We start from the raw sequence: 23,884 nt of genomic DNA on the forward strand, positions 1-23,884 counted from the left end.
TCAGTCCCATTTATATGCCCGAGTTGATATGGCCTGTATTTTTGTTTGCATTTGTCAGGGTTTCGCGGCTGATTACCGACCCAGGCTGGTTTTATCCGTTTTATATATGGTATTTCCGGCAAGATCACGCCATTGAAGGGGCTAAATTTTTGTCGGCAAGATGTTGCCATGAGGATCAGGGGGACGCCATGGTGACGACGCCAAGACGCACAAGAGCCTTCATGCTCTGCCTGACACCACTGTACACGCTCTTGTGGGAGAGACGATGGCAAAAGGGCTAAAAAAAACGGTCGCCTTGGTCGGCATGATGGGGGCGGGCAAAACTGCGGTCGGCAAAGCCATGGCCGCGCGCCTGTCCGTGCCGTTTCTCGATTCGGATGCGGAGATCGAAAAAGCGGCGGCGATGAGCGTGGCGGAAATTTTCAGCCGCGATGGTGAGGCGTTTTTCCGCCAACGCGAGGCGGAAGTGATCGCGCGCCTGCTTGAGACGCAACAGGCGGTTTTGTCGACTGGCGGCGGGGCGTTTTTGGCCGAGGTCAACCGCAATATCATCGCGAAAAATGGCGTGGCAGTTTGGCTCAAGGCCGATTTGAACATTCTGTGGAACCGGGTGCGACATAAATCGACACGGCCTTTGCTGCGTACGGAAAACCCTTACGAGACACTCAAATCCTTGGTCAAAGCGCGCGAGCCGTTTTATGCCAAAGCCGGGATCATCGTGGACGCCGAACCGAATCTGAGCATCGAAGCCATGGCCGACAAAGTGATTGACGCGCTCGCGCGGCATGGTGGAATTTTGAAGGAAGACCAATGATATACGGATCTGTACCCTTTCAAACCGTGCATGTGCCTCTGGGCGATCGCGCCTATGATGTGCGCATCGGGGCGGGGCTTGTGGCGCAGGCGGGCGCGCATATTGCACCGCTGTTGGGCACAAAGAAAAAGGTCTTTGTCATCACGGATGAAACCGTCGCCGGGCTGCATCTGCAAACCCTTGAGGCCGGATTGGCGGCCTCTGGTATCGAGATGGTGTCACTTGCGCTGCCCGCCGGGGAAAGCACCAAAGCCTGGCCACATTTCACCCGCGCGGTCGAATGGCTTTTGGCGAAAAAATGCGAACGCCGCGATATTGTCGTGGCCTTTGGCGGTGGTGTGATTGGCGATTTGGCCGGGTTTGCCGCCTCCGTGCTGCGCCGGGGCGTGCGGTTCGTGCAAATCCCAACCACGCTGTTGGCGCAGGTCGACAGTTCGGTCGGCGGCAAGACCGGGATCAATTCCAGCCACGGCAAAAATCTGATCGGTGCGTTTCATCAACCGTCTCTGGTCTTGGCTGATATTGCGCTTTTGGGCACGCTTACGGCGCGCGATTTTTTGGCGGGCTACGGTGAGGTCCAGAAATACGGGCTTTTGGGCGATGAGACGTTTTTTGACTGGCTTGAAGTCAACGGACCGGATTTGGCGGCGGGCGATATGGTCAAACGCGCCGAGGCGGTGCGGTGGTCGGTGCAGATGAAAGCCGACATCGTGGTGCGCGATGAAACGGAGCAGGGGGATCGGGCCTTGCTCAACCTGGGGCACACGTTTTGTCACGCTTTGGAATCGGCGACCGGATATTCGGATCGGCTGTTGCATGGCGAAGGCGTGGCCATTGGTTGCGCTTTGGCCTTTGAATTGTCGGCGCGTCTGGGGCTGTGTTCGCAAGAAGTGCCCAGCCGGGTGCGCGCGCATCTTAAGGCCATGGGCACCAAATGCGATCTGAGCGACATCGAAGGCGCATTGCCTTCGGCCGAGGCTTTGGTGGACCTGATGGGACAGGATAAAAAGGTCGTGGATGGTCAATTGCGCTTCATCTTGGCGCGCGGCATTGGCGACAGTTTCGTGACCGCAGATGTGCCGCGCGACGCGGTGGTCAAGGTCGTGGCGGACGGGCTGGCCGCACGCTAACGCGGACGAAAATGGCGCGGTGGTCCCGCGCCATTTGCTTTGGATCAGCCGCGCACGACCAAGACATCCATCACGGGATTGCGCAGCTGCTCTTCGGTGAACCCACCCAAAAGCGATGGCGACAGCGGTGTTCTGCCATGTGCCCCCAGCGCGAAAAGATCTGCGTGAGACCTGTCCAGCGCTGCTTGGAACTCGGTGTGAAGACTGCCGACGCTCACCACAGGTTTTTGCATCCCTTCGGGAATCTCAGACCTGTTCCACCAGTCCTCCAATCGGCTGGTGGCATCGTTGACAAACGGGGCAAGCTGTTTCTCGCTCGCATCACGCGCGATCATACCGCGATAGGGCACATGGATGGCATGGAAACTTGTGATCGGGGCGTCAGGCGCAAGGGTGCGCGCGGTCTGCGCCGCGGCCAGGCAGGACGGTGACAGGTCGATCCCACACAGAATCGAAGCGTAAGGCCCGGCGACCGGAGATGTCACAAGCAACGCCGGACGGGTGAGGGCACGCACGATCCGTTCCATCGTCGTACCTGAGAACATGTCCCAGAACGGGCGCGGCTTGTGCACCCCCACCACCACAAGATCGGCGTCGATGACATCGGCTACTTCAATGATGGTTTGAACCGGATCGCCGGTTTCAATCATGACCTCGGCGCTGTCGGGCACATGTTGCGACGCGAGGACCGCAGCAAGCGTCTCTTTTGCTGCATCGCGCATTCTTGTCGCCACAGTGGCGGGAAGGTCCTCGTCAATCACATGGAGCACGATGAGTTTCGCCCCATGTTGTTCTGCCAACTGTGCTGCGCGCTCGATGGCGCGGTCTGAACGGATCGAAAGATCGGTGGTCACCAGAATACGCTTCATTAAATCCTCCTCAAATGTCAGCGAGGGTGGCACTTTTGATGCACCCATCCATTTTTATGTAGGAAGCACCAGTCTGGTTTTTGAGGGCTGTCCGATCCGTTTCGATGGTTTTGTCCGTCTTGTGACTGCGACAAATTCGCTCCCTCCCGCGCCGCTTTGATTGGTCTTTTTGACCAGCCCGCGCGCCATTTGGACAGAGGTCTTGGGCCTCTCTGTGGCAGGAAAAGAGCTCCCCCCTCAACGTATCAGACAAAAAGTGGCGAGGGCTGAAAAGACGCAATTTGACGTATATTTGCGCACAAGCCGGTAAAATTTTTGGTAGTATCAAACCCTACCACAGAGTTTACCTAGCGTAAATGTGAGTGCGCACCAATGGTGGTTAAATGGCGGTTAAATCGGGATTTATCAACGGGTTCAAAGCGCCGGGTGCTCTTGGAGCGCCTTTGATTGCTAAATATATCACGACGATCACATTGTTCATCCTGCCGGTCGCGATTGTGAAATACGCGATCAAAGGCAATTATGGGCTGTCCGCCTATTTTGTGGTTTTGAGCGCGATTATCGCTCTTGATCTTTGGGCCCATATGAAATCCAGATCCCTGCCGATCAACGCGGTCATGGTCTTGAGCGCGGTCTATTTCGGTGACTTGATCTTGGTCGCTGGCCACGGGGTTTCTTCGGCTTTTTGGGCCTTTCCCATCACCATCGCGGGGTTCTTTTTCTGTGCCCATCGGACGGCACTGATGTTGGGGGCTGTGGTTGTGGTGCTGGACGTCGCGGTGTCCTATTGGGCGGCACAGGATTTTTGGTTCTCGTTTCGTCTTGGCATGGCGTTGATCACCACGATCCTGTTCATGCGCTACGCCTTGGTGACCATCGGTCGTCTACAGGCGCAATTAAAAGACACGCTGAATTATGACGCCTTGACCGGATGCCGCAATCGGCGCGCCTTTATGGCCCTGGAGCAAAAAGGCGGGCTTGGTTCGGGCGGGGTGTTGTTGTTTGTCGATATTGATCATTTCAAAGAGATCAATGACCGCTACGGCCATTTTGCGGGCGATGACATATTGCGTTGCGTGGCGGCGCAGATGCGCGACGTTTTACATGACGGCAGCATGTTGTTTCGCATCGGTGGTGAAGAATTTGCCATTGTGTTGCTGAACCTGCCCGAAGACATGGGGATGCGGGTGGCCGAACGCATCCGCCGGGTGATCAGCGATGCCGCGATGCCCGCTCAGGCACGGGTCACGGTGTCAATTGGGGTCGAGCGCTACAGCGCCCATGCCGATTTGGGCGCTGCACTGCGCCGGGCCGACGATCATCTTTACATGGCCAAACAGGCTGGACGCAATCGGGTGATGAACCCGCGCCACATCTCGTCCACGCCGTAACCCAGCCCGCACAGCCCGGATTCTGTTGTTATTTTTTGCGCGCCCTGGTCTTGGGCGGCTCTGGCAACGCGCCATCTCTGGCGGCTTTTTCCTCTTTGGTGAGTTTCGCCCCCCAGACGTTTTTGCTCAACCCGATGTCATGCGGCATGGGTTTGGTTTTGCCAACGCTGACCTTGCCGCCCTTGGCCAAGAACTCTTGGATCAGGGCATCATCCGTGGTGGGTTTCGGGACTTTTTTCATCTTTTCAACCTTTGGTCGGGAAACGAAAAACCCCGCCACGAGGGCGGGGTTTGAAACGGGATCAGAATGGAATTTCGTCGTCATCCATTGCCGGACGGCCACCGCCGCCACCCGAGGACGGGCCTTGGTCATAGCCGCCAGAGGGGCCTTGATCGTAACCGCCGCCTTGATCGTAGCCACCAGAGCCACCGCCGTAACCACCGCCTTGGCCACCACCACCTTGACCGCCACCTTCGCCTCGGCCATCGAGCATGGTCAACACGCCGTCAAAGCCCTGAAGCACGATTTCGGTGGTGTATCTGTCTTGACCGGACTGGTCCTGCCATTTGCGGGTCTGGAGTTTGCCCTCGATGTAGACTTTCGAGCCCTTGCGCAAATACTGCTCGGCAATGCGTACAAGGCCCTCTTGGAAAATTGCAACGGAATGCCATTCGGTGCGCTCTTTGCGTTCGCCCGTGGTACGGTCTTTCCAAGTTTCAGAGGTGGCAATGCGCAGATTGCACACTTTGCCGCCATTTTGGAATGTCCGCACTTCAGGGTCGCGTCCAAGGTTGCCTATGAGGATGACTTTGTTCACCGAACCGGCCATGCGATCTACTCCCAGAGATGTTTTACAGAATCTTACGTTAGAGGCACCTTACACCAAACCCGGGCGCGCAAGGAAAGGGCCAAAATCCGCCTGCGGCACCGAGGCGCTTGGAAAGGCGGGGCTTTGTGCCTATATTGCGCGCGAGTGATCACAAGAATTGGAACGAGTGTGATGGGTGTGACGGGATGTGGTCGCGGAGCGGCTCTTCGGGTTGGCCTCTTTGGGGTTCTTTGCGCGACGGGTTTTGTCAGCGCAGCCGGGGCCGAAGATATTTTTTCGACCAAAAACCGTTTGGCGATTTTCGGTTCGCAACTGGACGTTTTGGATGGCCGTGCGGCGGATCAATATTCCAATTCCGTCACCCTTCAGCCCGAACGGTTCGGCGGCGCCACTGTTGGCCTGCCGTTTATGGGAACCTATAAGGGCGAATGGTTGCCCGTGGCGACAAATGCCGCGCGCAAACATGGGGTGCCGACCGATTTGTTCCTGCGTCTCGTGCAACAGGAAAGTGGCTGGAACCCGCGCGCCAAAAGCCCGGTGGGCGCAACCGGATTGGCGCAATTGATGCCGGAAACGGCGCGTCGGTTGGGAGTCAATATCAACGATCCGGCGCAAAACCTCGAAGGTGGCGCGCGTTACCTGCGTCAGATGTACAACCGATTTGGCAATTGGCGCCTTGCCCTTGCAGCCTATAATGCGGGGCCTGAGGCGGTGACCAAATACAACGGCGTGCCGCCCTATAAAGAAACGATGAATTACGTTCGGGTGATTTGGGGGTCCTGACGCCTCTTTATAAATGCTCTGGGGGAGCGTTTATACCTTTGGGACTGGCGTGGCCTCAAGACAATGATCCCCAAAACCACGCCAGTGACGTGTTGATCAACTGTTTTGACGAAAATCGCGCGGCGTGTGCCCGGTGTGTTTGTGAAATGCCCGGCTGAAATAGGCCGCTGAATGAAACCCTAATTTCTCCGCAATCGTTTTGATCGGCAGGTCGGTTTCGGCCAACATCCGGCGCGCTTCGAAATGCACCCGATCGGCTAAAATCGCAGAGGCGGACCGACCACAGGCGATGTTGCACGCCCGCGACAGATGGCCGGGTGTGACACCCAGTTCAGCGGCAAAATGTGTCACCGTGCGGCCGTCATAGAGTTCATTTTCAACCAGGGATGTATAGGCAGCCGCCAATCGGCGCGAGGCGTCAGGCGTGAGGTTATATTCGGGCATGATGCTCATTTGCCGTTCCAGCCAGACAGAAATCATTCCGGCCTGAAGCGCCATGGCGCGTTCGCGACCCGGCTGAGATTGATCAATCTCGCGCTGAAGAGTCTCGATCATCCCGGTGATCTCATTTTGTTGGATCACCTCACGAAACCGCATGTGCAGCGGCTCTTGCGGCAGTGCCAAAGCGGGGTCCTCGGGCAGATGCACGGCATGGCCCATCACCTGTCCGATCGGTTCAAACCCATACATGGTGCGGGTGGGCAAAAAGATCAGATTGTGCGGTCCAAAGCCACGGGTCACGCCCGAAACAGTGATCCGCCCCTGACCGCGTGTGAACCACAACAGCGTCGGGCTGCGATGGCTGCGCATGGCTTCGGTGCGCCATTTTGCACTGGCCGACAACGAGGCGCTGCCCCGGCCCAACGGGTGAACCCGGTAGGCGGGCGGGGTGGGTATTTCGGGGATTCTGGCCACCGATGCCTTGCGTGGACGGGATGCGGAGACCGGTTCCGTTGGTTCGCGCGTAGAGGTCGCGGAGGCGGTCATTTCACCCAGCGGAAGGGTTTTGAAGATTTTGCGTGTCTCAGAAACGGCCATGGTGATCCGACGTGTTCGATTTGTATAACTTTTGCCACACTAAGCGTCACATCTCCGCTGTCAAAGGAAATATGAAGGCATTTCAATGACATGTGTGTCTGGATGTTATCCTAGGGCTGGTTACGGTAGCGATATCTTGTGGAATGCCCCCATGCGCGCCCTAAACCAAGTGCGTTGACGCTTGGCATATTGCCGGGTCGCGATGGTTGCGGCCTGTTTTGCCGCTGCAAGTGTCATCTCGCCGCGCAGATATGTGATCAATTCCGGCGCGCCGATGGCCTTGGATGACGGGGCGGCGGGGTCCCATGTGGCCAAATTGGCCCGTGCTTCGTCCAAAGCCCCCTGATCGAGCATCAATGCGAATCGCCGTGCGATCCGTTCCGCCAGCCAATCGCGATCCGCGTCCAAGACGAGGGGGCAACAGGCGGAGAGCGGCAACAGCGGTGGTGGTGTGTCGGCCTGCCAATCGGCCAGACCTCGCCCGGTGGCGCGCAACACCTCCCACGCCCGCTGTACCCGCATCGGGTTCAGCCGGTCTATTTTAGCGGCTGTGCGCGGATCTTCGGCGTCCAGTTCGGTCAAAAGCCCGGTATGTCCTCCCTCATTTGCGCGCCGTTGATCGGCCTCGGCGCGCAGCTCCGGCGGTGTGGCGGGAATTTCGACCAAGCCTTCAGTCAGTGCTGAAAAATAAAGCCCTGTGCCGCCAACGATGATGGGCCGCGCCTGACCGTGCAGATAGGGGGTGACATCGCGCAGCCAATGACCGACCGAATAGGCGCTGTCTCCGGGCACATGGCCATAGAGCGCATGCGGGGCCAGTGCAGTGTCTTCCGGCCCCGGCCTTGCGGTTAAAACCCGCCAGTTGTCAAACACTTGCAGCGCATCGGCATTGACGATCACGCCGCCTTGGGTGGTCGCAATCTCAAGGGCGAGCGCGGATTTCCCGGCGGCGGTCGGACCGGCGATGAGCACCGGCTGATCCGGCGATATGTCAAAGGGCAGGGTCATGAGGTTTCGGGTGACATTCTGTGCGCGGCTTGTCCAGAGGGGGAGCGGGAAAAATATCTCAGATGCTGCATTGAACCTTTGCCGATTTTGGCTCATTTTGGCACCGATTTCAGACATGATCACAGACATAACGCCGGGGACATCAGATGAGCAACGCGGAACAGGGTCATCCTGCCACGAAATACAAACGTGTGCTGTTGAAAATTTCAGGCGAGGCGCTGATGGGCACGCAGGGCTTTGGTCTGCACCCGCCGACGGTCGAACGGATCGCCAACGAAGTGAAAACGGTGCATGATCTGGGTGTCGAGATTTGCATGGTCATCGGCGGCGGCAACATCTTTCGCGGGCTACAAGGCTCGGCGCAGGGGATGGAACGCACCACGGCCGATTACATGGGCATGCTCGCCACTGTGATGAACGCGCTTGGGATGCAGGCCGCCCTTGAGGGCCTCGGCATCAACACGCGGGTGATTTCAGCCATCACCATGAACGAAGTCGCAGAGCCCTACATTCGCCGCCGCGCCGTGCGCCACCTTGAGAAAGGCCGGATTTGCATTTTCGCCGCCGGCACCGGCAACCCCTATTTCACCACCGACACGGCGGCGACGCTGCGGGCCAATGAAATGAGCTGCGAGGCGATTTTCATGGGCAAGAACGGCGTCGATGGCGTTTATGACAAAGACCCCAAAACCAACCCGGATGCGAAACGCTATGATCACGTCAGCTATGACGAGGTGCTGCGCAAGAACCTCAAGGTCATGGATGCCTCGGCCATTGCCCTGGCGCGCGACAATGACCTGCCGCTGATCGTGTTCCCGCTCGATGCGCCGGGGGGCTTTCGCTCGATTTTGGCGGGCGAGGGGACTTATACCACCGTCAGCTGATGCCATAGGGCCGCCCCGCAAACAGGGGGCGGTCAATCACTGGTTTCGCCCCGCTGATGACATTTGCGTGCGGCGAGACCTATACAGTCATCAATTGATCCGGCTATAAGCGCTGCGACCCGCCCTGTCTTTTGGGGTGGAAGATGCGAGAAATAAGGGGAAACACCCAATGTCTGAAGATTTTATGCTCGATACAGATGACCTGTCCAAACGTATGGATGGCGCTTTGGCCAATCTGCGTACGGAATTTGCCTCCCTGCGCACAGGCCGTGCCTCTGGCTCGATGTTGGAACCGATCATGGTGGATGCCTATGGCTCGATGACCCCGATCAACCAAGTGGGCACAGTTAACGTGCCCGAACCCCGGATGGTGACGATCAACGTCTGGGACAAAGGTCTGGTCAACAAGGTTGAAAAAGCCATTCGCGAAAGCGGCCTTGGCATCAACCCACAACTGAATGGCACGATCATCATGTTGCCGATCCCCGAGTTGAACGAAGAGCGCCGCCGCGAATTGACCAAAGTGGCGGGCGGGTATGCCGAACACGCCCGCGTCGCTGTGCGCAACGTGCGCCGCGATGGCATGGAGCAAATCAAACGCGCCAAAGGCGACGGCATGTCAGAGGATGACCAGAAGATTTGGGAATCCGAAGTTCAGGATCTCACCAACGCTCATATCAAACGCATCGACGAAATGCTTGAGCACAAGCAAGAAGAGATCATGCAGGTCTAAGGCGCCTTTTCTATGGCGTCTTTTTCCAAGACGTCCTTGCGCGCGCGGTGGCATCAATCTTTCGGCAAAACCCCGCCACTGCGCTCAAAAATGCGCTGAATTCAATGAGAAGCGCTCCCCTCGGGGGCGCTTTGAGTGTAGAGACGAGACTGTGGTCGTATTGAGGACCACAGTTCAGACAGAGAGGCATGATGCCCAAAATAAGGCCAGACCAGACGCCGGAAGGCACAGCCGAGAGCACAGAGACCTGTGCCTCTGGCGCTCAATCTGAGCCGAATGCAGAACGCGCCACCCATGTGGCCGTGATTATGGATGGCAATGGCCGTTGGGCGCAATCGCGCGGCAAACCGCGTCTTTTTGGTCATCATGCGGGGGCCAAACGGGTCAAAGAGATCGTGCGCGCCTGTCCCGATCTGGGGGTCAAATACCTGACCATCTTTGCCTTCTCGACCGAGAACTGGAAACGCACCCAAACCGAGGTTTCGGGTCTGATGTCGCTGTTTCGCCGCTATATTCAGAGCGAACTCAAAGGCTTGGTCGCCGAAGGCGTGCGGGTGCGCTTTATTGGCGATCGGCCAAGGTTGGACAACAAACTGATTGCGCTGATGGACGAGCTTGAATCGGTGACCTGCGAGAACAGCAAGGTGCATCTGACCATTGCGATCAATTATGGCGGTCGCGACGAGGTGTCCCGCGCGATCAAAGAGATGGCGCGCGATGTCAAAACCGGCGTGTTGGACCCGGAAACGGTCGATGAAACCACGTTGACGCGCTACCTCGACACGCGGGTCTTGCCCGACCCCGATCTGGTGATCCGCACCTCGGGCGAGGCGCGCATTTCCAACTTTCTTTTGTGGCAATCGGCCTATTCGGAATATGAGTTCATCGACACGCTCTGGCCGGATTTCACCGCAGAGGTCTTTGCCGATTGCATGGCGCGGTTTGCCCATCGGGATCGCCGCTTTGGCGGGGTCAAATCGTGACGGATCGCCCAACTAAGCCAAAATCCCCATCAAAATCTGGCCCCCGCTTTCTGACCAAAGGCAACTGGCGCGATTTACGACCGCGGATTTTGTCGGCGATTGTGATGGTCGCGCTCGGTTTGGGCGCGGTGCTGTCCGGGCATGGGGCGTTTCGTGCACTGGTGATATTGGCGGGAGTGATCGGGGCGTGGGAACTGGTGCGCATGGCGCGCCACAAAGGCGGGCAGGGTGGCTTTGCCCCCGGCGATGTCGCAGCGCTTGTCGGCTATTTCGTCATACTGGTCTTTGGCTGTCTGGGTCTGTTGCAACTGTCCTCCCAAGGCGGGCGCACTCTGTTGCTTTACATCATCGGCTTGGTGATCGTTGCCGACAGTATGGGCTATTTGGTTGGCAAAACCTTGGGCGGGCCAAAATTCTGGCCCCGCATCAGTCCGAAAAAAACGTGGTCCGGTATTTTGGGCGGCTGGATTGGTGTGGCCATTTTGGCAGCCTATGCGCATCAATTCATGCCCGAAGGTTTCGTGCGCTATTGGTTTTTCATCACCTCCTCGGTGATCCTGGCCTTCGCCTCACAGCTTGGCGATATTTTGGAGAGCGGGTTGAAGCGCCGGATGGGGATCAAGGACAGCTCCAATATCATCCCCGGCCATGGCGGGGTTTTGGACCGGTTTGACGCGCTTTTGGCGCTCGGCGCACTGGCTTTTTTGCTCAACCTGCTGTTTGGATAGGTCATGCGACGTATTTCCATTTTCGGCGCGACCGGCTCCATTGGCCAGTCCACGATTGACCTGATCCGACGTGACCGCGAGGCCTATGACGTGGTCGCGCTGACCGGCGGGCGCAATGTCGATCTTTTGGCGCATGACGCGCGAGCGCTTGGAGCCGAAGTCGCGGTGACCGCCTATGACGATTGTCTTCCGGCGCTGCGCGAGGCGCTGTCTGGCACTGGCATTCAGGCCACGGCGGGCGCACATGCGCTGCTTGAAGCGGCGGAGCGCGAGGTCGATTGGACCATGTCGGCAATTGTCGGTGCTGCGGGGTTGGCTCCCGGCCTTCATGCGCTGCGCCACGGCACGACCTTGGCGCTGGCGAACAAAGAAAGTCTTGTGACAGCCGGGCCTTTGTTGATGCGCTCGGCGCACAGCCACGGCGCGCGGATTTTGCCGGTGGATTCCGAACATTCGGCGGTGTTTCAGGCGCTGGTGGGCGAGGATCAATCCGAGGTCGAGCGGGTGATCATCACCGCCTCGGGCGGGCCGTTTCGCGACTGGTCTCTGGAGCGTCTGAAAACCGCGCGCTTGGCCGAGGCCTGCACACATCCGTCTTGGGATATGGGGCAGAGGATCACGATTGATTCCGCCTCGATGTTTAACAAGGCGCTGGAACTGATTGAAACGCGGGAATATTTCGGCTTTGCGCCGGAACAGATCGAGGTGTTGGTGCATCCCGGCTCCTACGTGCATGCGCTGGTCGGGTTTCGCGACGGGGCGCTGATGGCGCATCTGGGCGCACCCGATATGCGCCACGCCATAGGCTATGCGCTGCATTGGCCAGAGCGGCGCGATTTGCCGGTGGCGCGGTTGGATCTGGCCAAAATCGGCACGCTACAGTTCGAAGCGCCCGATGAGGTCCGGTTCCCGGCGCTCAGATTGGCGCGTGAGGTGATGGCGATTGGCGGCGTGGCCGGGGCCGTGTTCAACGCCGCAAAAGAGGCGGCTTTGGACCTTTTTATCGCCGAAAAAATTGGATTTTTGGACATGGCGCGGATCGTGGAAACGGTCCTCAAAGACATGTCATCGGGTGTGAGCCTGCGGGTCAACGCCTTGAGCTTGGATAATGTGCTGGAAGCGGATAAAGAGGCGAGAGCCCGCGCGTTCTCGGTGCAAAAAACACTCTAAGGCGGAAACCGCCACAGAAATTTAAAGAGATCAGAGGATCGACAGCCCATGGATTTCACCACGCTTCTGATGAGCTTTGGCAACACCGCCTATACGGTCATCGTGTTTATCATTGCCTTGTCGATCATCGTCACCGTGCATGAATACGGCCATTACATCGTCGGGCGCTGGTCCGGGATCAAGGCGGATGTGTTCTCGCTGGGCTTTGGCAAAGTGATCTGGTCGCGCAAGGACAAACGCGGCACGGTGTGGCAACTCGCTGCGCTGCCTTTTGGGGGCTATGTGAAATTCGCCGGCGACGCCAATGCCGCCTCCGCTCCCGACGCCCATGCGGTCGAGGGCCTGAGCCCGGATGAGGCCCGCCACACCATGCCGGGGGCACCGCTATGGGCGCGCACACTGACGGTCGCGGCGGGGCCGGTGTTCAACTTTATCTTTTCGGCGCTGGTGTTTGTCGCTGTGCTGTTCACCATGGGCAAATCCGGCGATGTGTTGATCGTTGATGAGATTTCCAAAATGCCGATCGAGGTGGGCATCGAACCGGGTGATGAAATCGTGGCGATTGCCGGGACCCCGGTGCCCGAAGGTCTTGAAGGCTATAGCGATTTTATCGCCAGCCTGCCGCATGAGATGAGTTTGCCCTATACCGTGCTGCGCGATGGCGTTGAACAAACGGTCGAAGCGCCGCATCCGTTTCCGGCGCGGATCGACGAGTTTAGCATGAAATCCGCCGCCAAAGACGCGGGGCTGGAAACCGGCGATATGATCACCGCGATTGACGGGGTGGAGGTTGCGACCTTTGGCGATCTTTTGGCCTATTTCAGCAATTTCAAAGGCGGCGAAGCAACCCTGACCGTGCTGCGTGATGGTCAAACCTTTGAAGCCAAAATGACGCCGCGCCAACGCGATCTGCCGCTGCCCGAAGGCGGATTTGAGACCCGCTACATGATTGGCATCGCGGGCGGCACCTATTTCACCATCGGCTCGGTGCCTGTGTCCTTTGGCGAGGCGGTCAGCGCCGGGGTGGGCCAAGTGTGGGCGGTGATTTCATTGTCCTTGTCGGCGATTTACAACATGTCGATCGGCGCGATTTCGGCCTGTAACCTGTCAGGCCCCGTGGGGATCGCACAGGTCGTGTCCTCGGCGGCTTCCGTGAGTGTGTCCTCGTTCTTTTTGACCATTGCGACCCTGTCGACGGCCATCGGCCTGATGAACCTGTTCCCGATCCCGGTGCTCGATGGCGGGCATCTGGTATTTTACGCCTATGAGGCGGTGCGCGGCAAACCTTTGCCGGATCGGGCCGTGGGCGTGATGATGACCGTGGGTCTTGTGGTGATCCTGAGCTTTATGGTGCTTGGGCTGTCTGCGGATCTGTTCTGTGTGTGATCAAAACAGACGGTCTCTGCGCGATTGAGGAGCTGTTTTTTCAAGGTGATTGAGAAAACGGCCCAACTCTTGCCATATTCGAAATGTATCCCTCTGTCAGAGCGCCGATGCGACGCGTGAAATACCTGAAAAGGTCCAGGATTTGAGCCTGTGACAGAGAGGATGGGACTGAGATGACCGCAATTCGTGCAAGCTATCGCAGCCTTTCGCAATTGGCCGATCTCAATTGGGATCGTCTTTTGTACGCGGCAACGATCACCGTGGCGCTGGTCGCCGGAGCGTTTTTTGGCCAGTTTTTCCTCTGAACGGGAGCTGAACATGTGGGGGATGTCCCCCGAGTACAAAGCTGCATCTCTATGATTTCAAAGCAGGGGCTTTCGCATCGCGATGGTCCTTTTGTTTTGCGCATGACCCCCTCGCGTAAATGCCACAGCGTTAAGGTGCCTGTGCTGCGGGCTAGGCTTTTGACAAGAGGCCGTAATCCCGGTACTCAGCTACAACGTTTTGTGGAATTTCGAGAAAGCTGTCATGGTGTCCATCATTCAAAAGTCGACCCGTCGCAAACAGCGCATTGCCGCGCGTGCCTTTGCCCTCTCTTTTGCAGCTTTTGCAGCAACATCAGTGTCTTATGCCGTATTCCCCACGGCGGCACAGGCGCAGAGCTATCGCTTTTCCAACGTCTCGATTGAGGGCGCACAGCGGGTCTCGGCGGACACCATCCTGTCCTACGCGGGAATCGCTCGGGGTCAGAGCGTCTCCGCTGCTGAGTTGAATGACGCTTATCAAAAGGTTTTGGCCTCCGGCCTGTTTGAAACCGTTGAATTTATCCCAAGCGGATCGACTTTGGTGATCAAAGTCAGCGAATACCCGGTGGTGTCGCGCATTTCGATTGAGGGCAACCGCAAAATCTCTGACGATGCGTTGATGCCGATGTTGTCGACGCAAGTGCGCCGGGTCTATTCGCCCGCCAACGCCGAAGCAGACGCCGCCGCTTTGACACAGGCCTATGAGGTCAAAGGTCAGCTTGTCGCCACCGTGACCCCGAAAATCATTCGCCGCAATGACAACCGCGTGGATGTGGTGTTTGAGGTGACCGAGGGCAAAGGCGTTGAGATTGAACGGCTGAGCTTTGTCGGCAACCGTGAATTTTCAGACTCGCGTCTGCGTCGCGTGCTGGAAACCAAACAGGCGGGGATTTTCCGCTTTATCATCGGCAAAGACACCTATGCCGAAGACCGCATCGAATTCGACAAACGGGTGTTGATGGATTTCTACACCTCGCGCGGCTATGTCGATTTTCAGGTGTTGAACGTCGCCGCCGAATTTTCGCGCGAACGCAACGCCTATTTCCTGACCTTCAACGTGCGCGAAGGCCAGAAATACGAATTTGGCACGATCTCCACAGTCTCCGGGCTTGATGAGGCCGACGCGGAAGAGTTCCAAAAGGTCGTCAATATCCGCAGTGGCCAGACCTATTCGCCGCTTGCCGTGGACAATGTGATCGCCCGGATGGAAACGCTGGCGACGAAGAAGGGGATTGATTTCCTGCGGGTCGAGCCGCGTGTCACCCGCAATGACCGCGCCCAGACGCTGGACATCGAATTTGCCCTTGTGCGTGGCCCGCGCGTCTTTGTCGAACGCATCGACATCGAAGGCAATGCCACCACATTGGACCGCGTGGTTCGCCATCAGTTCAAAGTGGTCGAAGGCGACCCGTTCAACCCGCGCGAAATTCGCGAAGCGGCGGACCGCATCCGCGCCCTTGGCTTTTTCTCCAACGCCGATGTGAACACCCGCGAAGGCTCCTCTGGCGAGCAGGTCGTGGTCGATGTCAATGTCACCGAAAAACCGACCGGCTCTTTCACCTTTGGGGCCAACTTCTCGGTTTCGGACGGGGCCAATCTTGTGGCCTCTTTCAGCGAGGCAAATTTCCTGGGTCGGGGGCAAAGCCTGTCTTTCAACCTGACCACGAAACTTGACGATGGTAATCTGTCGTTCAACTTTTTCGAACCTGCATTCCTCGGGCGTGATGTCGGTTTTGGCTTTGGTGCCGGGATCAGCAGCTCGCAACCGGCTACGCCGACCATGACGTGCGCCGGGCGTATCTTTCGCCGCGCCTGTCCTTCCCGATCTCGCAAAACGGTGTTTTGACGCTGAATTACCGTAGCGAGTGGAGCGAAGTCCGCGAGGTTGACAGCAATTACGCCGATCTGCCGTCTCAGATCCAAGCCGACATCGACGCGGGCGGGCTGGTGACGCATTCTCTGGGCTACAGCTATAGTTATGACACCCGCCGCACCGGGCTTAACCCGAATGCGGGCTTGCTGTTTAAATTTGGTCAGGATTATGCTGGTGTGATCGGTGGCGACGTTGATTTCACCCGCACCTCGGCGGAACTGACCGGCGAAATGAAAGTCCTGAACGAAGAGGTGACCCTGCGCGCCACCGTTGAGGGCGGGATCATTGAAAGCGACGATGGCACGCGCGTGTCCAACCGCTATTTCAATAGCCCGTCGATCATCCGTGGCTTTGAAACGGGCGGCATTGGCCCGCGGTCAACCACCAATGATCTGGCTTTGGGCGGCAATTATTACGCTGTGGCGCGTCTTGAGGCCGATTTCCCGTTGGGCTTGCCGGAAGAATACGGCCTCACAGGTGGCGTATTCTTTGACTATGGCTCCGTCTGGGGTCTTGACGACACAACCGCCATTATTGCCGGGAGTGATGATCCGAACTGGCGCTCAGTGATTGGTGCGTCGATCTTCTGGACCACACCTTTGGGGCCGCTGCGGTTCAACTTTACCAAGGCGTTGGATAAGGAAGACTATGACAAAGAGCAGAGCTTCGACCTGACCATCTCCACGAGCTTCTGATGTCGGGTCTGCGGCTGTGGTCTTTGGCAATGCTGGGGGCAGGGCTGGCCGTTGTGACGGGCGCGCCCCCAGCTTTGGCCCAAGAGGCCCCGAGCCGTGCAACACCACCGGTTCAGTCTGAGCAGCCTCAGGCCCAGCAGATTCAGGCCGAGCAGATCTTTCCGATTTTGGCCTTTGACCGGGCCCGGATCATAGCGCAAAGTCAGATGGGCGTGGCGCTCGAAGCCCAGATCGAGTCGGAACGCGCCGCTCTTTTGGCGGAGAACGACCAAATCTACGCCGATCTGGAAGCCGAAGAGCAGGAAATCTCCGACCAACGCAAGATGATGAGCGAAGAGGCCTTTCGCGCCCGCGCTGCCGAGTTTGACGCCAAAGTCACCGAGGTGCGCGCGCAACAGGACGAAAAGGCGCAAGCGGTGCAACGCCTCTATGACAGCGCGTTGGAAGAGATGGAGACCGAGATGAACACGGTCCTGACCCGTGTCGCGCGCGATCTTGGGGCGGTGGTGGTGTTTGAACGGCAACAGGTGTATTTGATGTCCGGTTCGATTGATGTCACAAAAGTTGTCATTGATCGGCTGGATGCGATTCAGGCCCAGCGTGACGCCGCCACGGCCACAGCGCCCAAAGAGCCGCCCGCAGAAGACGCAGAAACGCAAGACACCCAACCCAAAACCGCTGACTAGGCCTGAGGCGTCCACACCGCTTGTCACCGCGGGGCGCTGTTGGTAGAAAACGGGACGAATTTTATGCCAGACTGGCACATGGGACCGATCTGGCCCGTATGCTTGGACCCGGCGTCGCGTGACATAGATAAAGATAAGATCAAAGGCCGAGGGAAGAGATATGACGGACCACCTGAAAACCGCCGATATTGATTTGATTCAACGGATTTTGCCGCATCGCTATCCGTTTTTGTTGGTGGATCGGGTGATCGACATCGACACCAGCACCGGCTGCACCGGCATCAAAAACGTCACCTTCAATGAACCGCATTTCACCGGGCATTTTCCGGGCATGCCGGTGATGCCCGGCGTGATGATTGTCGAGGCGATGGCGCAAACGGCGGCTGTGTTGGTCGGTGTGCATATGGACCTGGCCGATAAGGTGTTTAACGTGTTTTTCATGAACATCGACGGCTGTAAATTCCGCCGCAAAGTGGTGCCGGGTGATCAGCTTAAGATGCATGTCACGGTCAAACGCGGCGGTGGCAAAGTGTGGAAATTCGATGGCCGCGCCGAAGTCGATGGCGAGGTGGCCTGTGAGGCCTCGTTTACCGCGATGATGGACCTGTCTGCGTCCAACACCTGATCAGGAGCGATCTCATGAGCCTCATCGACCCAAGCGCCAAAATCCATCCTTCTTCTGTGATTGAAGAGGGGGCCGTGATTGGCGCGGGCTGCCAGATTGGCCCGTTCTGTATGATCGGGCCTAAGGTGCGGTTGGGCGCAGGGGTGGTGATCAAATCCCATGTGGTGATCGAGGGCATGACCGAGATCGGCGATGAGACCACGGTGTTTCAATTCGCCTCGATCGGGGCGATCCCGCAGGATTTGAAATTCAAAGGCGAAGAGACCCGCCTTGTGATCGGCAAACGCAACCGCATCCGCGAATATGTGACGATGAACCTTGGCACCGAGGGCGGTGGCGGGGTGACGCGCGTGGGCGACGATGGCTTGTTCATGGCCTGCGCCCATGTTGCCCATGACGCCCAGATCGGCGATCGGGTGATTTTGGTCAATTCCGTCGCCGTAGCCGGGCATTGTGTGATCGAAGACGATGTGATCGTCGGCGGCCTGTCGGGCATTCATCAATGGGTGCGGATCGGGCAGGGTGCCATCATTGGCGCGCTGTCCATGGTCACCGCCGACGTTTTGCCGCATGCGTTGGTCCAAGGCCCGCGTGCCGAACTCGATGGGCTCAACCTTGTGGGGCTCAAACGCAAAGGCGTGGCCCGCGACGACATCAACCAGTTGCGCGCGGCGTTTCAGATGCTCAAACAGGGCGAAGGCGCGTTCAAAGATCGGGCCCAGCGACTGTCCGAAGATTTCGACAGCGATTATGTCGCCCGCATGGTGGCCTTTGTCATGGGCGACAGCGACCGCGGATTTTTGACGCCGAAATGAGGGTGTGCCGATGACCCCCCCGGAAAGGCGCACAGATACGCGTCCGGTCAAACGCACCGCCATCATCGCCGGATCGGGCAGCTTGCCTGTGACACTGGCGAACGCGTTGGTCCATCCGGTCTATGTCACCTTCTCCGATATTCCGGTGCCCGAGGGCGCGGAACATGTTGCGGCGCGGGTCGAAAAACTCGGTAAACTCTTCAAGGACTTGAAAGCGCGCGATGTTGTGGCGGTCACGTTTGCGGGTGCCATGGCGCGGCCCAAAATAAATCCGGTGCTGATGGATCGCCATGCGCTCAAACTTGCCATGTCTTTGGGCAAGGGCGATGATGGTCTGCTGCGCGAGGTGATCTCTGTGTTTGAAACCCAAGGCTTCATGATCCGCTCCGCCACCGAGATTTGCCCGGATCTGGTGTTGGAAAAAGGCACGATTTGGGGTCGTAAACCGACCGCGCAGGATGAGGCGGATGCGGCACGGGCAAAGGCGGTTTTGGACGCGCTGTCACCCTTGGATGTCGGTCAGGGTGCGGTCTGCGCCGGGGGGCAGATGTTGGGCATCGAGACGGTGCAAGGCACGGATGCGATGTTGGCCTATGTCGCGCAAACCCCCGATCCGCTGCGCCGCGCGCCGGGGGTGTTTGTCAAAGGCCCGAAACGTGGTCAGGACCTGCGCATCGACATGCCGACCATCGGCCCGGACACGATCACGGCGGCACATAATGCGGGCATCGGCGGGGTTGTGATCCCAGCCGGGCAGGTGATTGTTTTGGACGCGGATGCGGTCAAAGCGCGGATTGCGGAGGCGGGCATGTTCTTGAAAGCGTTATGAGCCTGAAAGTCTTTGTCATTGCCGGCGAGGCCTCGGGCGACAAGCTTGGCGCGTCCTGTATGGATGCGCTGAAAACGCTCTGTGATGTGGAGTTTCGCGGTGTCGGCGGCGCGATGATGGCGGAGGCGGGGCTGGTCAGCCAATTCCCGATGTCAGAGCTTTCCCTGATGGGGATCATGGAAATCCTGCCGAAATATTTCCACCTCAAACGCCGCATTCGCGAGGTCGCCGAGGCCATTTTAGACTGGCAACCCGATGTGGTTTTGACCATTGATAGCCCGGATTTCTGCCTGCGCGTGGCCGACATCATCAAAGCCCGTTCCGACATTCGCGTCTGTCATTACGTTGCGCCCACAGTCTGGGCGTGGCGGCCCGAACGGGCGGCGAAAATGGCCGCGCGGGTCGATCAAGTGTTGGCGCTGTTCCCGTTTGAACCGCCGTATTTCACCGGCGTTGGATTGCGCTGTGATTTTGTCGGCCACCCTGTTGTGACCGATGAGATCGCCACAGAGGCCGAGGTGACGGCCTTTCGCGAGCGACATCAGGTCGGTGATGCGCCCTTGGTCCTGGTCCTGCCGGGCTCGCGCAAAGGCGAAGTCACGCGGCTTTCGGAGACCTTTGGCGCGACCTTGGCTTTGTTCGCCCAAACCCACCCCAGCGCCAGGATCGTTTTGCCAATGGCGCAGGGCGTCGAGGATCTGGTGCGCGAGCTGACCTCGAACTGGGCGGCGACGCCGATCCTGATCGAGGCCTCCGACCGCGCCGGGAAACGCGCCGCCTTCAAAGCCGCCGATATGGCGCTGGCGGCCTCTGGCACGGTGTCCTTGGAATTGGCGGCGAATGATACGCCGATGGTTATCGCCTATAAAATGAATTGGCTGACCCAAAAGATTGTCGAGCGCAAATTGCTGATCGACACGGTGACCTTGGTCAATCTCGTGTCCGAAACGCGGGTTGTGCCGGAGTTTTTGGCGCAGAATTGTACCCCCGAAAAAATCGCCCCGGCGCTCAGCGTCATCTTGCTGCACCCCGAGGCGCAAACCGATGCGCTCTCGGTGACGATGGAGCGGCTGGGTCGCGGCGGCGACGCCCCCGGTCTGCGCGCGGCGCGGGCGATTTTGGACGGCATCGCAGGGTAGCTCTGGATCAACGACAGATGGCCCGCCCTGCGCTATACTGTTTACTGGAGGTCCGATATGATCCGTTTTATTGCCCTGATGATGCTGATGACCCTGCCGCTTTACGCCGATCCACTGGGCGATGCGGAGCAGGGGGCGATGATCTATACCCAATCCTGCGCCCGCTGCCATCGCGATGTGGCCCAGCTTGATTTATCGCAGGCGACGCCAGAGGATTTGACGCTTTTTCTGACCCGTCACCGCACGCGGTCGGATCAGGATCGGGCGGATTTGGTCGCCTATCTTTTGCCTCAGTCGCCCCCTGAAGACCTCAGCGAATAGTGTGGCGCAGCTCCGTCTCACGCGCGCGAGTCAGTTCAATCCGGCAGGACCGGATCGCGATTCCCGTGCCCGACCCACCGCCATAGGTGCTGCCGATAAAGTCACATTGCGCAGCGCGGTAGGTCTCCCACGCCGTTTGTGCCGCCTCCAAGGCAGGCAGGGCAACAGAACGTTCGGTGATCTCGTCCAACTCTGCCGCTGAGGCGCGGGCAAAGCCGAGGATGGTTTGCATCGACTGCTCCGCCGCGTCCTCTTGCAGGGCAAGGCAGTCGGCGATCTCAACCTGAGAGCCGCCCCCGCATTCGCCCACCGGATCAGACAGCGCCGCTGTTGGAAAAGCCGCCATCAAAGCCAGCGCCAGCGCTCGCATCTCAATAGCCCCGCCAAATCCAGCCACCGCCAAAGATGCGCGGGCTGTCGGTGTCGTAGAACACGCAGGCCTGACCGGGCGAGACGCCTTCTTCGGCGACAAACAATTCGACCTCGGCTTCGGTGTCCGAGATCGGCCGGATGATTGCATCACGCGGTGGCCGGGTCGAGCGCACGCGCACCGCCACATGCCATTCGGCGCGTGAGGTAAAGGGCTCATCACCCAGCCAATTGATTTCGCGCACCGGAATTTTGCGGGTGGCGAGCATGTCTTTTGGCCCAACGACGACCTGTTTTTTGTCGACATCGAGTTTGACCACATAGAGCGGATCGGCCAAGCCGCCGATGCCCAGCCCGCGGCGTTGCCCGATGGTGTAATGAATCACCCCATTATGGCTGCCCAACACATTGCCCTCGGGATCGACAATGTCGCCGGGATCGGCGGCACCGGGGCGCAGTTTTTCGATCACCTGCGCGTAATTGCCGTTTGGCACAAAACAAATGTCTTGGCTGTCGGGCTTGTCCGCCACGCTCAACCCGTATTTCGCCGCCAAGGCGCGGGTCGCATCCTTTGAGGGCAAATGGCCCAGCGGGAAGCGCAAATAGTCGAGCTGTTCGGGCTTGGTCGAGAACAGGAAATAGCTCTGATCGCGGTTCGCATCCGCCGCCGAATGCAGCTCTGGTCCGTTTGCCCCCATCACGCGTTGGATATAATGACCCGTTGCCATGCAATCGGCATCCAGATCCTTGGCGGTTTCCAACAGGTCCTTGAACTTCACCCGCTCGTTGCAGCGGATGCAGGGCACAGGCGTGGCCCCGGCCAGATAGCTGTCGGCAAACTCGTCAATCACCGCGTCTTTGAACACGTTTTCATAGTCGAGCACATAGTGGGGAAAGCCCATTTCTTCGGCCACACGCCGCGCGTCATGAATGTCGCGCCCCGCGCAACACGCGCCTTTCTTGGCCAAAGCGGCGCCATGATCATAAAGCTGAAGCGTGACACCGATGACATCATAGCCCTCTTCGGCCAGCTGCGCGGCCACCACAGAGCTATCGACACCGCCCGACATCGCCACAACGACGCGGGTGTCTTGGGGGGCTTTGGCAAAGCCTAAAGAGTTCAGCGGGAGAGCGCCGTCATGAGACATGAACAAATCCTTTCGGGAATAGGAGCATAATATAGGAAAATACGACCTATTCTCAAGAGGCGGTTTCACCCCCCATTAAGGGAGTTGTTGCAAAAGAGGGGTGCAATTTAACGAAGGGTGAGCCCATGTATCTGAAAAAAGTCGATGGACCGCGCGCGGTGACCCTGCCGGATGGGTCGATTATGACCCGTGCTGACCTGCCTCCGGCAGAAACGCGCCGCTGGGTGGCGTCGCGCAAGGCTTCGGTTGTCAAAGGTGTTGTGTTTGGGTTGATTCCCCAAACCGAGGCGCTGAAACTCTATGGATTGTCCGAAGAAGAGTTCAATTCCTGGAAAAATGCCATTTCTGAGTATGGGGAAGCGGCGCTAAAGGCCACTGCGGTACAAAAATATAGACAACCCTGAGTTGAAAATGCGAAAAGGTTAAAATTGGTAACGTGTAGTTAACCATTTTTGACCATCTTCCTAAGGAGCGAACGCAACAAGAACGCTTATGAGAAGATAGCAACGGAGATTTAGGGTATGCGTATTTTGCTGGTTGAAGACGACCCCACCACCTCGAAAAGCATCGAACTGATGTTGTCGCATGCGAATCTAAACGTCTACACGACCGATTTGGGTGAAGAGGCATCGATCTCGCCAAACTTTATGATTACGATTTGATCCTTTTGGATCTCGGCCTGCCGGATATGAACGGTCACGACGTGCTACGTCAATTGCGCTTGGCCCGTGTTGATACGCCGATCTTGATCCTCTCTGGTGCCGATGACACCGAAAATAAGATCAAGGGATTCGGATTTGGGGCCGACGATTACCTCACCAAACCGTTCCACCGCGAAGAATTGGTCGCCCGTATCCATGCGATCATCCGCCGCTCCAAAGGCCATTCGCAATCCATCATCCGCACCGGTAAAATCGAGGTCAATCTCGATGCGAAAACCGTGTCTGTCGGCGGTAAACCCGTGCATCTGACCGGCAAAGAGTATCAAATGCTCGAATTGCTGTCGTTGCGCAAAGGCACTACGCTCACCAAGGAAATGTTTCTCAACCACCTTTACGGCGGTATGGATGAGCCGGAACTCAAAATCATCGACGTCTTTATCTGTAAATTGCGCAAAAAACTGGCCAATGCCACCGATGGCGACAATTACATCGAAACCGTTTGGGGCCGTGGCTATGTTCTGCGCGACCCGGAACCCTCTGCAGGCGGTATGGATGAACAACTGGCCATGGGCGCATAACCCCCGACCAGTTCTCAGCTCAGGCCTCTGTGTGATGGTGGGTGCTGCCTGAATGTGATGAGTGGCTTTGGCGTTTTCTCTCTCTTCGTGGA

At 58.1% G+C, this 23,884-nt stretch carries 27 protein-coding genes and 1 pseudogene; 21 read left to right on the forward strand and 7 right to left on the reverse strand.

Annotated elements, in window-relative coordinates:
- Window positions 1–226: 226 nt before the first annotated feature.
- Both C8029_RS04470 and aroB read left to right on the forward strand, forming a co-directional pair.
- On the forward strand, window positions 227–814 hold the full coding sequence (locus tag C8029_RS04470) for a shikimate kinase (protein WP_269771045.1): 588 nt from the start codon (window positions 227–229) through the stop codon (window positions 812–814).
- Complete coding sequence (gene aroB / locus C8029_RS04475) at window positions 811–1,944, forward strand: 3-dehydroquinate synthase (protein WP_009571867.1); 1,134 nt, start codon at window positions 811–813, stop codon at window positions 1,942–1,944. Before C8029_RS04470 ends, aroB begins: the two co-directional genes overlap by 4 nt.
- 44 nt (window positions 1,945–1,988) lie before the next feature.
- Here the strand turns inward: aroB and C8029_RS04480 are convergent, their stop codons facing one another.
- Window positions 1,989–2,813, reverse strand: coding sequence for a universal stress protein (locus C8029_RS04480; protein ID WP_009571868.1), 825 nt, complete (start codon window positions 2,811–2,813; stop codon window positions 1,989–1,991).
- Window positions 2,814–3,196: 383 nt separating this feature from the next.
- Between C8029_RS04480 and C8029_RS04485 the strand changes: the two genes are divergently transcribed.
- Window positions 3,197–4,204, forward strand: coding sequence for a GGDEF domain-containing protein (locus C8029_RS04485; protein WP_152002355.1), 1,008 nt, complete (start codon window positions 3,197–3,199; stop codon window positions 4,202–4,204).
- Between the two features lie 28 nt (window positions 4,205–4,232).
- On the opposite strand, the gene C8029_RS04490 is transcribed toward C8029_RS04485, so the two are convergent.
- Together C8029_RS04490 and ssb are read right to left on the reverse strand one after the other, a co-directional pair.
- Window positions 4,233–4,445: a hypothetical protein gene (locus C8029_RS04490; protein ID WP_152002356.1), complete on the reverse strand. Its 213-nt coding sequence runs from the start codon at window positions 4,443–4,445 to the stop codon at window positions 4,233–4,235.
- A gap of 61 nt (window positions 4,446–4,506) precedes the next feature.
- Entirely contained in the window at window positions 4,507–5,034 is a 528-nt protein-coding gene (gene ssb / locus C8029_RS04495; RefSeq protein WP_009571871.1) for a single-stranded DNA-binding protein, read from the reverse strand.
- A gap of 171 nt (window positions 5,035–5,205) precedes the next feature.
- On the opposite strand from ssb, the gene C8029_RS04500 reads away from it, so the two are divergent.
- Window positions 5,206–5,817 carry a lytic transglycosylase domain-containing protein gene (locus tag C8029_RS04500; protein WP_152002357.1) on the forward strand — a complete coding sequence of 204 codons (612 nt, stop codon included), beginning with the start codon at window positions 5,206–5,208 and terminating at the stop codon, window positions 5,815–5,817.
- 96 nt (window positions 5,818–5,913) lie between these two features.
- Here C8029_RS04500 and C8029_RS04505 read toward each other — a convergent pair whose 3' ends face one another.
- Complete coding sequence (locus C8029_RS04505; RefSeq protein WP_152002358.1) at window positions 5,914–6,855, reverse strand: AraC family transcriptional regulator; 942 nt, start codon at window positions 6,853–6,855, stop codon at window positions 5,914–5,916.
- Window positions 6,856–6,975: 120 nt separating this feature from the next.
- Window positions 6,976–7,863 (reverse strand): tRNA (adenosine(37)-N6)-dimethylallyltransferase MiaA, encoded by an 888-nt coding sequence (gene miaA / locus C8029_RS04510; protein WP_152002359.1) that lies wholly within the window; start codon window positions 7,861–7,863, stop codon window positions 6,976–6,978.
- A 146-nt stretch (window positions 7,864–8,009) separates the two neighbouring features.
- Between miaA and pyrH the strand changes: the two genes are divergently transcribed.
- From pyrH to C8029_RS04575, 15 genes are all read left to right on the forward strand, one after another.
- Window positions 8,010–8,747 carry a UMP kinase gene (gene pyrH, locus C8029_RS04515; protein WP_152002360.1) on the forward strand — a complete coding sequence of 246 codons (738 nt, stop codon included), beginning with the start codon at window positions 8,010–8,012 and terminating at the stop codon, window positions 8,745–8,747.
- A 169-nt stretch (window positions 8,748–8,916) separates the two neighbouring features.
- The gene (gene frr / locus C8029_RS04520) at window positions 8,917–9,480 is read left to right on the forward strand and encodes a ribosome recycling factor (RefSeq protein WP_009571876.1); all 564 of its coding nucleotides are present in this window, start codon (window positions 8,917–8,919) and stop codon (window positions 9,478–9,480) included.
- 191 nt (window positions 9,481–9,671) lie between these two features.
- A complete protein-coding gene (uppS, locus tag C8029_RS04525; RefSeq protein ID WP_100220084.1) occupies window positions 9,672–10,463 on the forward strand; it encodes an undecaprenyl pyrophosphate synthase in 792 nt (263 codons plus the stop codon).
- The gene (locus tag C8029_RS04530; protein ID WP_009571878.1) at window positions 10,460–11,191 is read left to right on the forward strand and encodes a phosphatidate cytidylyltransferase; all 732 of its coding nucleotides are present in this window, start codon (window positions 10,460–10,462) and stop codon (window positions 11,189–11,191) included. Before uppS ends, C8029_RS04530 begins: the two co-directional genes overlap by 4 nt.
- Before the next feature lie 3 nt (window positions 11,192–11,194).
- Window positions 11,195–12,361, forward strand: coding sequence for a 1-deoxy-D-xylulose-5-phosphate reductoisomerase (gene dxr, locus C8029_RS04535; protein ID WP_152002361.1), 1,167 nt, complete (start codon window positions 11,195–11,197; stop codon window positions 12,359–12,361).
- Between the two features lie 48 nt (window positions 12,362–12,409).
- The gene (rseP, locus tag C8029_RS04540; protein WP_152002362.1) at window positions 12,410–13,747 is read left to right on the forward strand and encodes an RIP metalloprotease RseP; all 1,338 of its coding nucleotides are present in this window, start codon (window positions 12,410–12,412) and stop codon (window positions 13,745–13,747) included.
- A 173-nt stretch (window positions 13,748–13,920) separates the two neighbouring features.
- Entirely contained in the window at window positions 13,921–14,052 is a 132-nt protein-coding gene (locus C8029_RS22655) for a hypothetical protein (RefSeq protein ID WP_269771042.1), read from the forward strand.
- A gap of 223 nt (window positions 14,053–14,275) precedes the next feature.
- Window positions 14,276–15,898: an outer membrane protein assembly factor BamA gene (bamA, locus tag C8029_RS04545; RefSeq protein ID WP_226946227.1), complete on the forward strand. Its 1,623-nt coding sequence runs from the start codon at window positions 14,276–14,278 to the stop codon at window positions 15,896–15,898.
- Complete coding sequence (locus C8029_RS22245; RefSeq protein ID WP_226946228.1) at window positions 15,838–16,620, forward strand: BamA/TamA family outer membrane protein; 783 nt, start codon at window positions 15,838–15,840, stop codon at window positions 16,618–16,620. Before bamA ends, C8029_RS22245 begins: the two co-directional genes overlap by 61 nt.
- Window positions 16,620–17,306: an OmpH/Skp family outer membrane protein gene (locus C8029_RS04550; RefSeq protein WP_152002363.1), complete on the forward strand. Its 687-nt coding sequence runs from the start codon at window positions 16,620–16,622 to the stop codon at window positions 17,304–17,306. The genes C8029_RS22245 and C8029_RS04550 overlap by 1 nt, the downstream gene beginning before the upstream one ends.
- A 160-nt stretch (window positions 17,307–17,466) precedes the next feature.
- The gene (gene fabZ / locus C8029_RS04555; protein WP_009571883.1) at window positions 17,467–17,931 is read left to right on the forward strand and encodes a 3-hydroxyacyl-ACP dehydratase FabZ; all 465 of its coding nucleotides are present in this window, start codon (window positions 17,467–17,469) and stop codon (window positions 17,929–17,931) included.
- Window positions 17,932–17,945: 14 nt separating this feature from the next.
- Window positions 17,946–18,746 carry an acyl-ACP--UDP-N-acetylglucosamine O-acyltransferase gene (lpxA, locus tag C8029_RS04560; RefSeq protein WP_152002364.1) on the forward strand — a complete coding sequence of 267 codons (801 nt, stop codon included), beginning with the start codon at window positions 17,946–17,948 and terminating at the stop codon, window positions 18,744–18,746.
- Window positions 18,747–18,756: 10 nt separating this feature from the next.
- Window positions 18,757–19,575: an LpxI family protein gene (locus C8029_RS04565; RefSeq protein WP_152002365.1), complete on the forward strand. Its 819-nt coding sequence runs from the start codon at window positions 18,757–18,759 to the stop codon at window positions 19,573–19,575.
- Window positions 19,572–20,714 carry a lipid-A-disaccharide synthase gene (gene lpxB / locus C8029_RS04570; protein WP_152002366.1) on the forward strand — a complete coding sequence of 381 codons (1,143 nt, stop codon included), beginning with the start codon at window positions 19,572–19,574 and terminating at the stop codon, window positions 20,712–20,714. The genes C8029_RS04565 and lpxB overlap by 4 nt, the downstream gene beginning before the upstream one ends.
- Before the next feature lie 57 nt (window positions 20,715–20,771).
- Window positions 20,772–21,035, forward strand: a complete 264-nt coding sequence (locus tag C8029_RS04575; protein WP_009571887.1) for a c-type cytochrome — start codon at window positions 20,772–20,774, stop codon at window positions 21,033–21,035.
- On the opposite strand, the gene C8029_RS04580 is transcribed toward C8029_RS04575, so the two are convergent.
- Both C8029_RS04580 and mnmA read right to left on the reverse strand, forming a co-directional pair.
- Window positions 21,025–21,405 (reverse strand): lysozyme inhibitor LprI family protein, encoded by a 381-nt coding sequence (locus C8029_RS04580; RefSeq protein ID WP_009571888.1) that lies wholly within the window; start codon window positions 21,403–21,405, stop codon window positions 21,025–21,027. The two genes, C8029_RS04575 and C8029_RS04580, sit on opposite strands and share 11 nt — an antisense overlap.
- A gap of 1 nt (window position 21,406) precedes the next feature.
- Complete coding sequence (mnmA, locus tag C8029_RS04585; RefSeq protein WP_009571889.1) at window positions 21,407–22,552, reverse strand: tRNA 2-thiouridine(34) synthase MnmA; 1,146 nt, start codon at window positions 22,550–22,552, stop codon at window positions 21,407–21,409.
- A 125-nt stretch (window positions 22,553–22,677) separates the two neighbouring features.
- Between mnmA and sciP the strand changes: the two genes are divergently transcribed.
- Both sciP and ctrA read left to right on the forward strand, forming a co-directional pair.
- Window positions 22,678–22,956, forward strand: a complete 279-nt coding sequence (gene sciP, locus C8029_RS04590; RefSeq protein WP_009571890.1) for a CtrA inhibitor SciP — start codon at window positions 22,678–22,680, stop codon at window positions 22,954–22,956.
- A 117-nt stretch (window positions 22,957–23,073) separates the two neighbouring features.
- Window positions 23,074–23,792, forward strand: a pseudogene (ctrA, locus tag C8029_RS04595) (response regulator transcription factor CtrA).
- Window positions 23,793–23,884: the final 92 nt, after the last annotated feature.

Source organism: Roseobacter sp. TSBP12 (genome assembly GCF_009129705.1).
In the GTDB taxonomy this organism is placed as follows: domain Bacteria; phylum Pseudomonadota; class Alphaproteobacteria; order Rhodobacterales; family Rhodobacteraceae; genus Celeribacter; species Celeribacter baekdonensis_A.

What these genes read in the sequence shown, in the direction of transcription:
- frr (WP_009571876.1), top strand. Translation starts at nt 8,917, where the DNA reads ATGTCTGAAGATTTTATGCTCGATACAGATGACCTGTCCAAACGTATG.
- C8029_RS04565 (WP_152002365.1), top strand. Translation starts at nt 18,757, where the DNA reads ATGACCCCCCCGGAAAGGCGCACAGATACGCGTCCGGTCAAACGCACC.
- aroB (WP_009571867.1), top strand. Translation starts at nt 811, where the DNA reads ATGATATACGGATCTGTACCCTTTCAAACCGTGCATGTGCCTCTGGGC.
- C8029_RS04480 (WP_009571868.1), bottom strand. Translation starts at nt 2,813, where the DNA reads ATGAAGCGTATTCTGGTGACCACCGATCTTTCGATCCGTTCAGACCGC.
- C8029_RS04550 (WP_152002363.1), top strand. Translation starts at nt 16,620, where the DNA reads ATGTCGGGTCTGCGGCTGTGGTCTTTGGCAATGCTGGGGGCAGGGCTG.
- ssb (WP_009571871.1), bottom strand. Translation starts at nt 5,034, where the DNA reads ATGGCCGGTTCGGTGAACAAAGTCATCCTCATAGGCAACCTTGGACGC.
- bamA (WP_226946227.1), top strand. Translation starts at nt 14,276, where the DNA reads ATGGTGTCCATCATTCAAAAGTCGACCCGTCGCAAACAGCGCATTGCC.
- miaA (WP_152002359.1), bottom strand. Translation starts at nt 7,863, where the DNA reads ATGACCCTGCCCTTTGACATATCGCCGGATCAGCCGGTGCTCATCGCC.
- fabZ (WP_009571883.1), top strand. Translation starts at nt 17,467, where the DNA reads ATGACGGACCACCTGAAAACCGCCGATATTGATTTGATTCAACGGATT.
- lpxA (WP_152002364.1), top strand. Translation starts at nt 17,946, where the DNA reads ATGAGCCTCATCGACCCAAGCGCCAAAATCCATCCTTCTTCTGTGATT.
- C8029_RS04500 (WP_152002357.1), top strand. Translation starts at nt 5,206, where the DNA reads ATGGGTGTGACGGGATGTGGTCGCGGAGCGGCTCTTCGGGTTGGCCTC.
- uppS (WP_100220084.1), top strand. Translation starts at nt 9,672, where the DNA reads ATGCCCAAAATAAGGCCAGACCAGACGCCGGAAGGCACAGCCGAGAGC.
- C8029_RS04580 (WP_009571888.1), bottom strand. Translation starts at nt 21,405, where the DNA reads ATGCGAGCGCTGGCGCTGGCTTTGATGGCGGCTTTTCCAACAGCGGCG.
- sciP (WP_009571890.1), top strand. Translation starts at nt 22,678, where the DNA reads ATGTATCTGAAAAAAGTCGATGGACCGCGCGCGGTGACCCTGCCGGAT.
- C8029_RS04575 (WP_009571887.1), top strand. Translation starts at nt 20,772, where the DNA reads ATGATCCGTTTTATTGCCCTGATGATGCTGATGACCCTGCCGCTTTAC.
- C8029_RS22655 (WP_269771042.1), top strand. Translation starts at nt 13,921, where the DNA reads ATGACCGCAATTCGTGCAAGCTATCGCAGCCTTTCGCAATTGGCCGAT.
- C8029_RS04485 (WP_152002355.1), top strand. Translation starts at nt 3,197, where the DNA reads ATGGCGGTTAAATCGGGATTTATCAACGGGTTCAAAGCGCCGGGTGCT.
- pyrH (WP_152002360.1), top strand. Translation starts at nt 8,010, where the DNA reads ATGAGCAACGCGGAACAGGGTCATCCTGCCACGAAATACAAACGTGTG.
- lpxB (WP_152002366.1), top strand. Translation starts at nt 19,572, where the DNA reads ATGAGCCTGAAAGTCTTTGTCATTGCCGGCGAGGCCTCGGGCGACAAG.
- dxr (WP_152002361.1), top strand. Translation starts at nt 11,195, where the DNA reads ATGCGACGTATTTCCATTTTCGGCGCGACCGGCTCCATTGGCCAGTCC.
- C8029_RS04490 (WP_152002356.1), bottom strand. Translation starts at nt 4,445, where the DNA reads ATGAAAAAAGTCCCGAAACCCACCACGGATGATGCCCTGATCCAAGAG.
- mnmA (WP_009571889.1), bottom strand. Translation starts at nt 22,552, where the DNA reads ATGTCTCATGACGGCGCTCTCCCGCTGAACTCTTTAGGCTTTGCCAAA.
- C8029_RS04505 (WP_152002358.1), bottom strand. Translation starts at nt 6,855, where the DNA reads ATGGCCGTTTCTGAGACACGCAAAATCTTCAAAACCCTTCCGCTGGGT.
- rseP (WP_152002362.1), top strand. Translation starts at nt 12,410, where the DNA reads ATGGATTTCACCACGCTTCTGATGAGCTTTGGCAACACCGCCTATACG.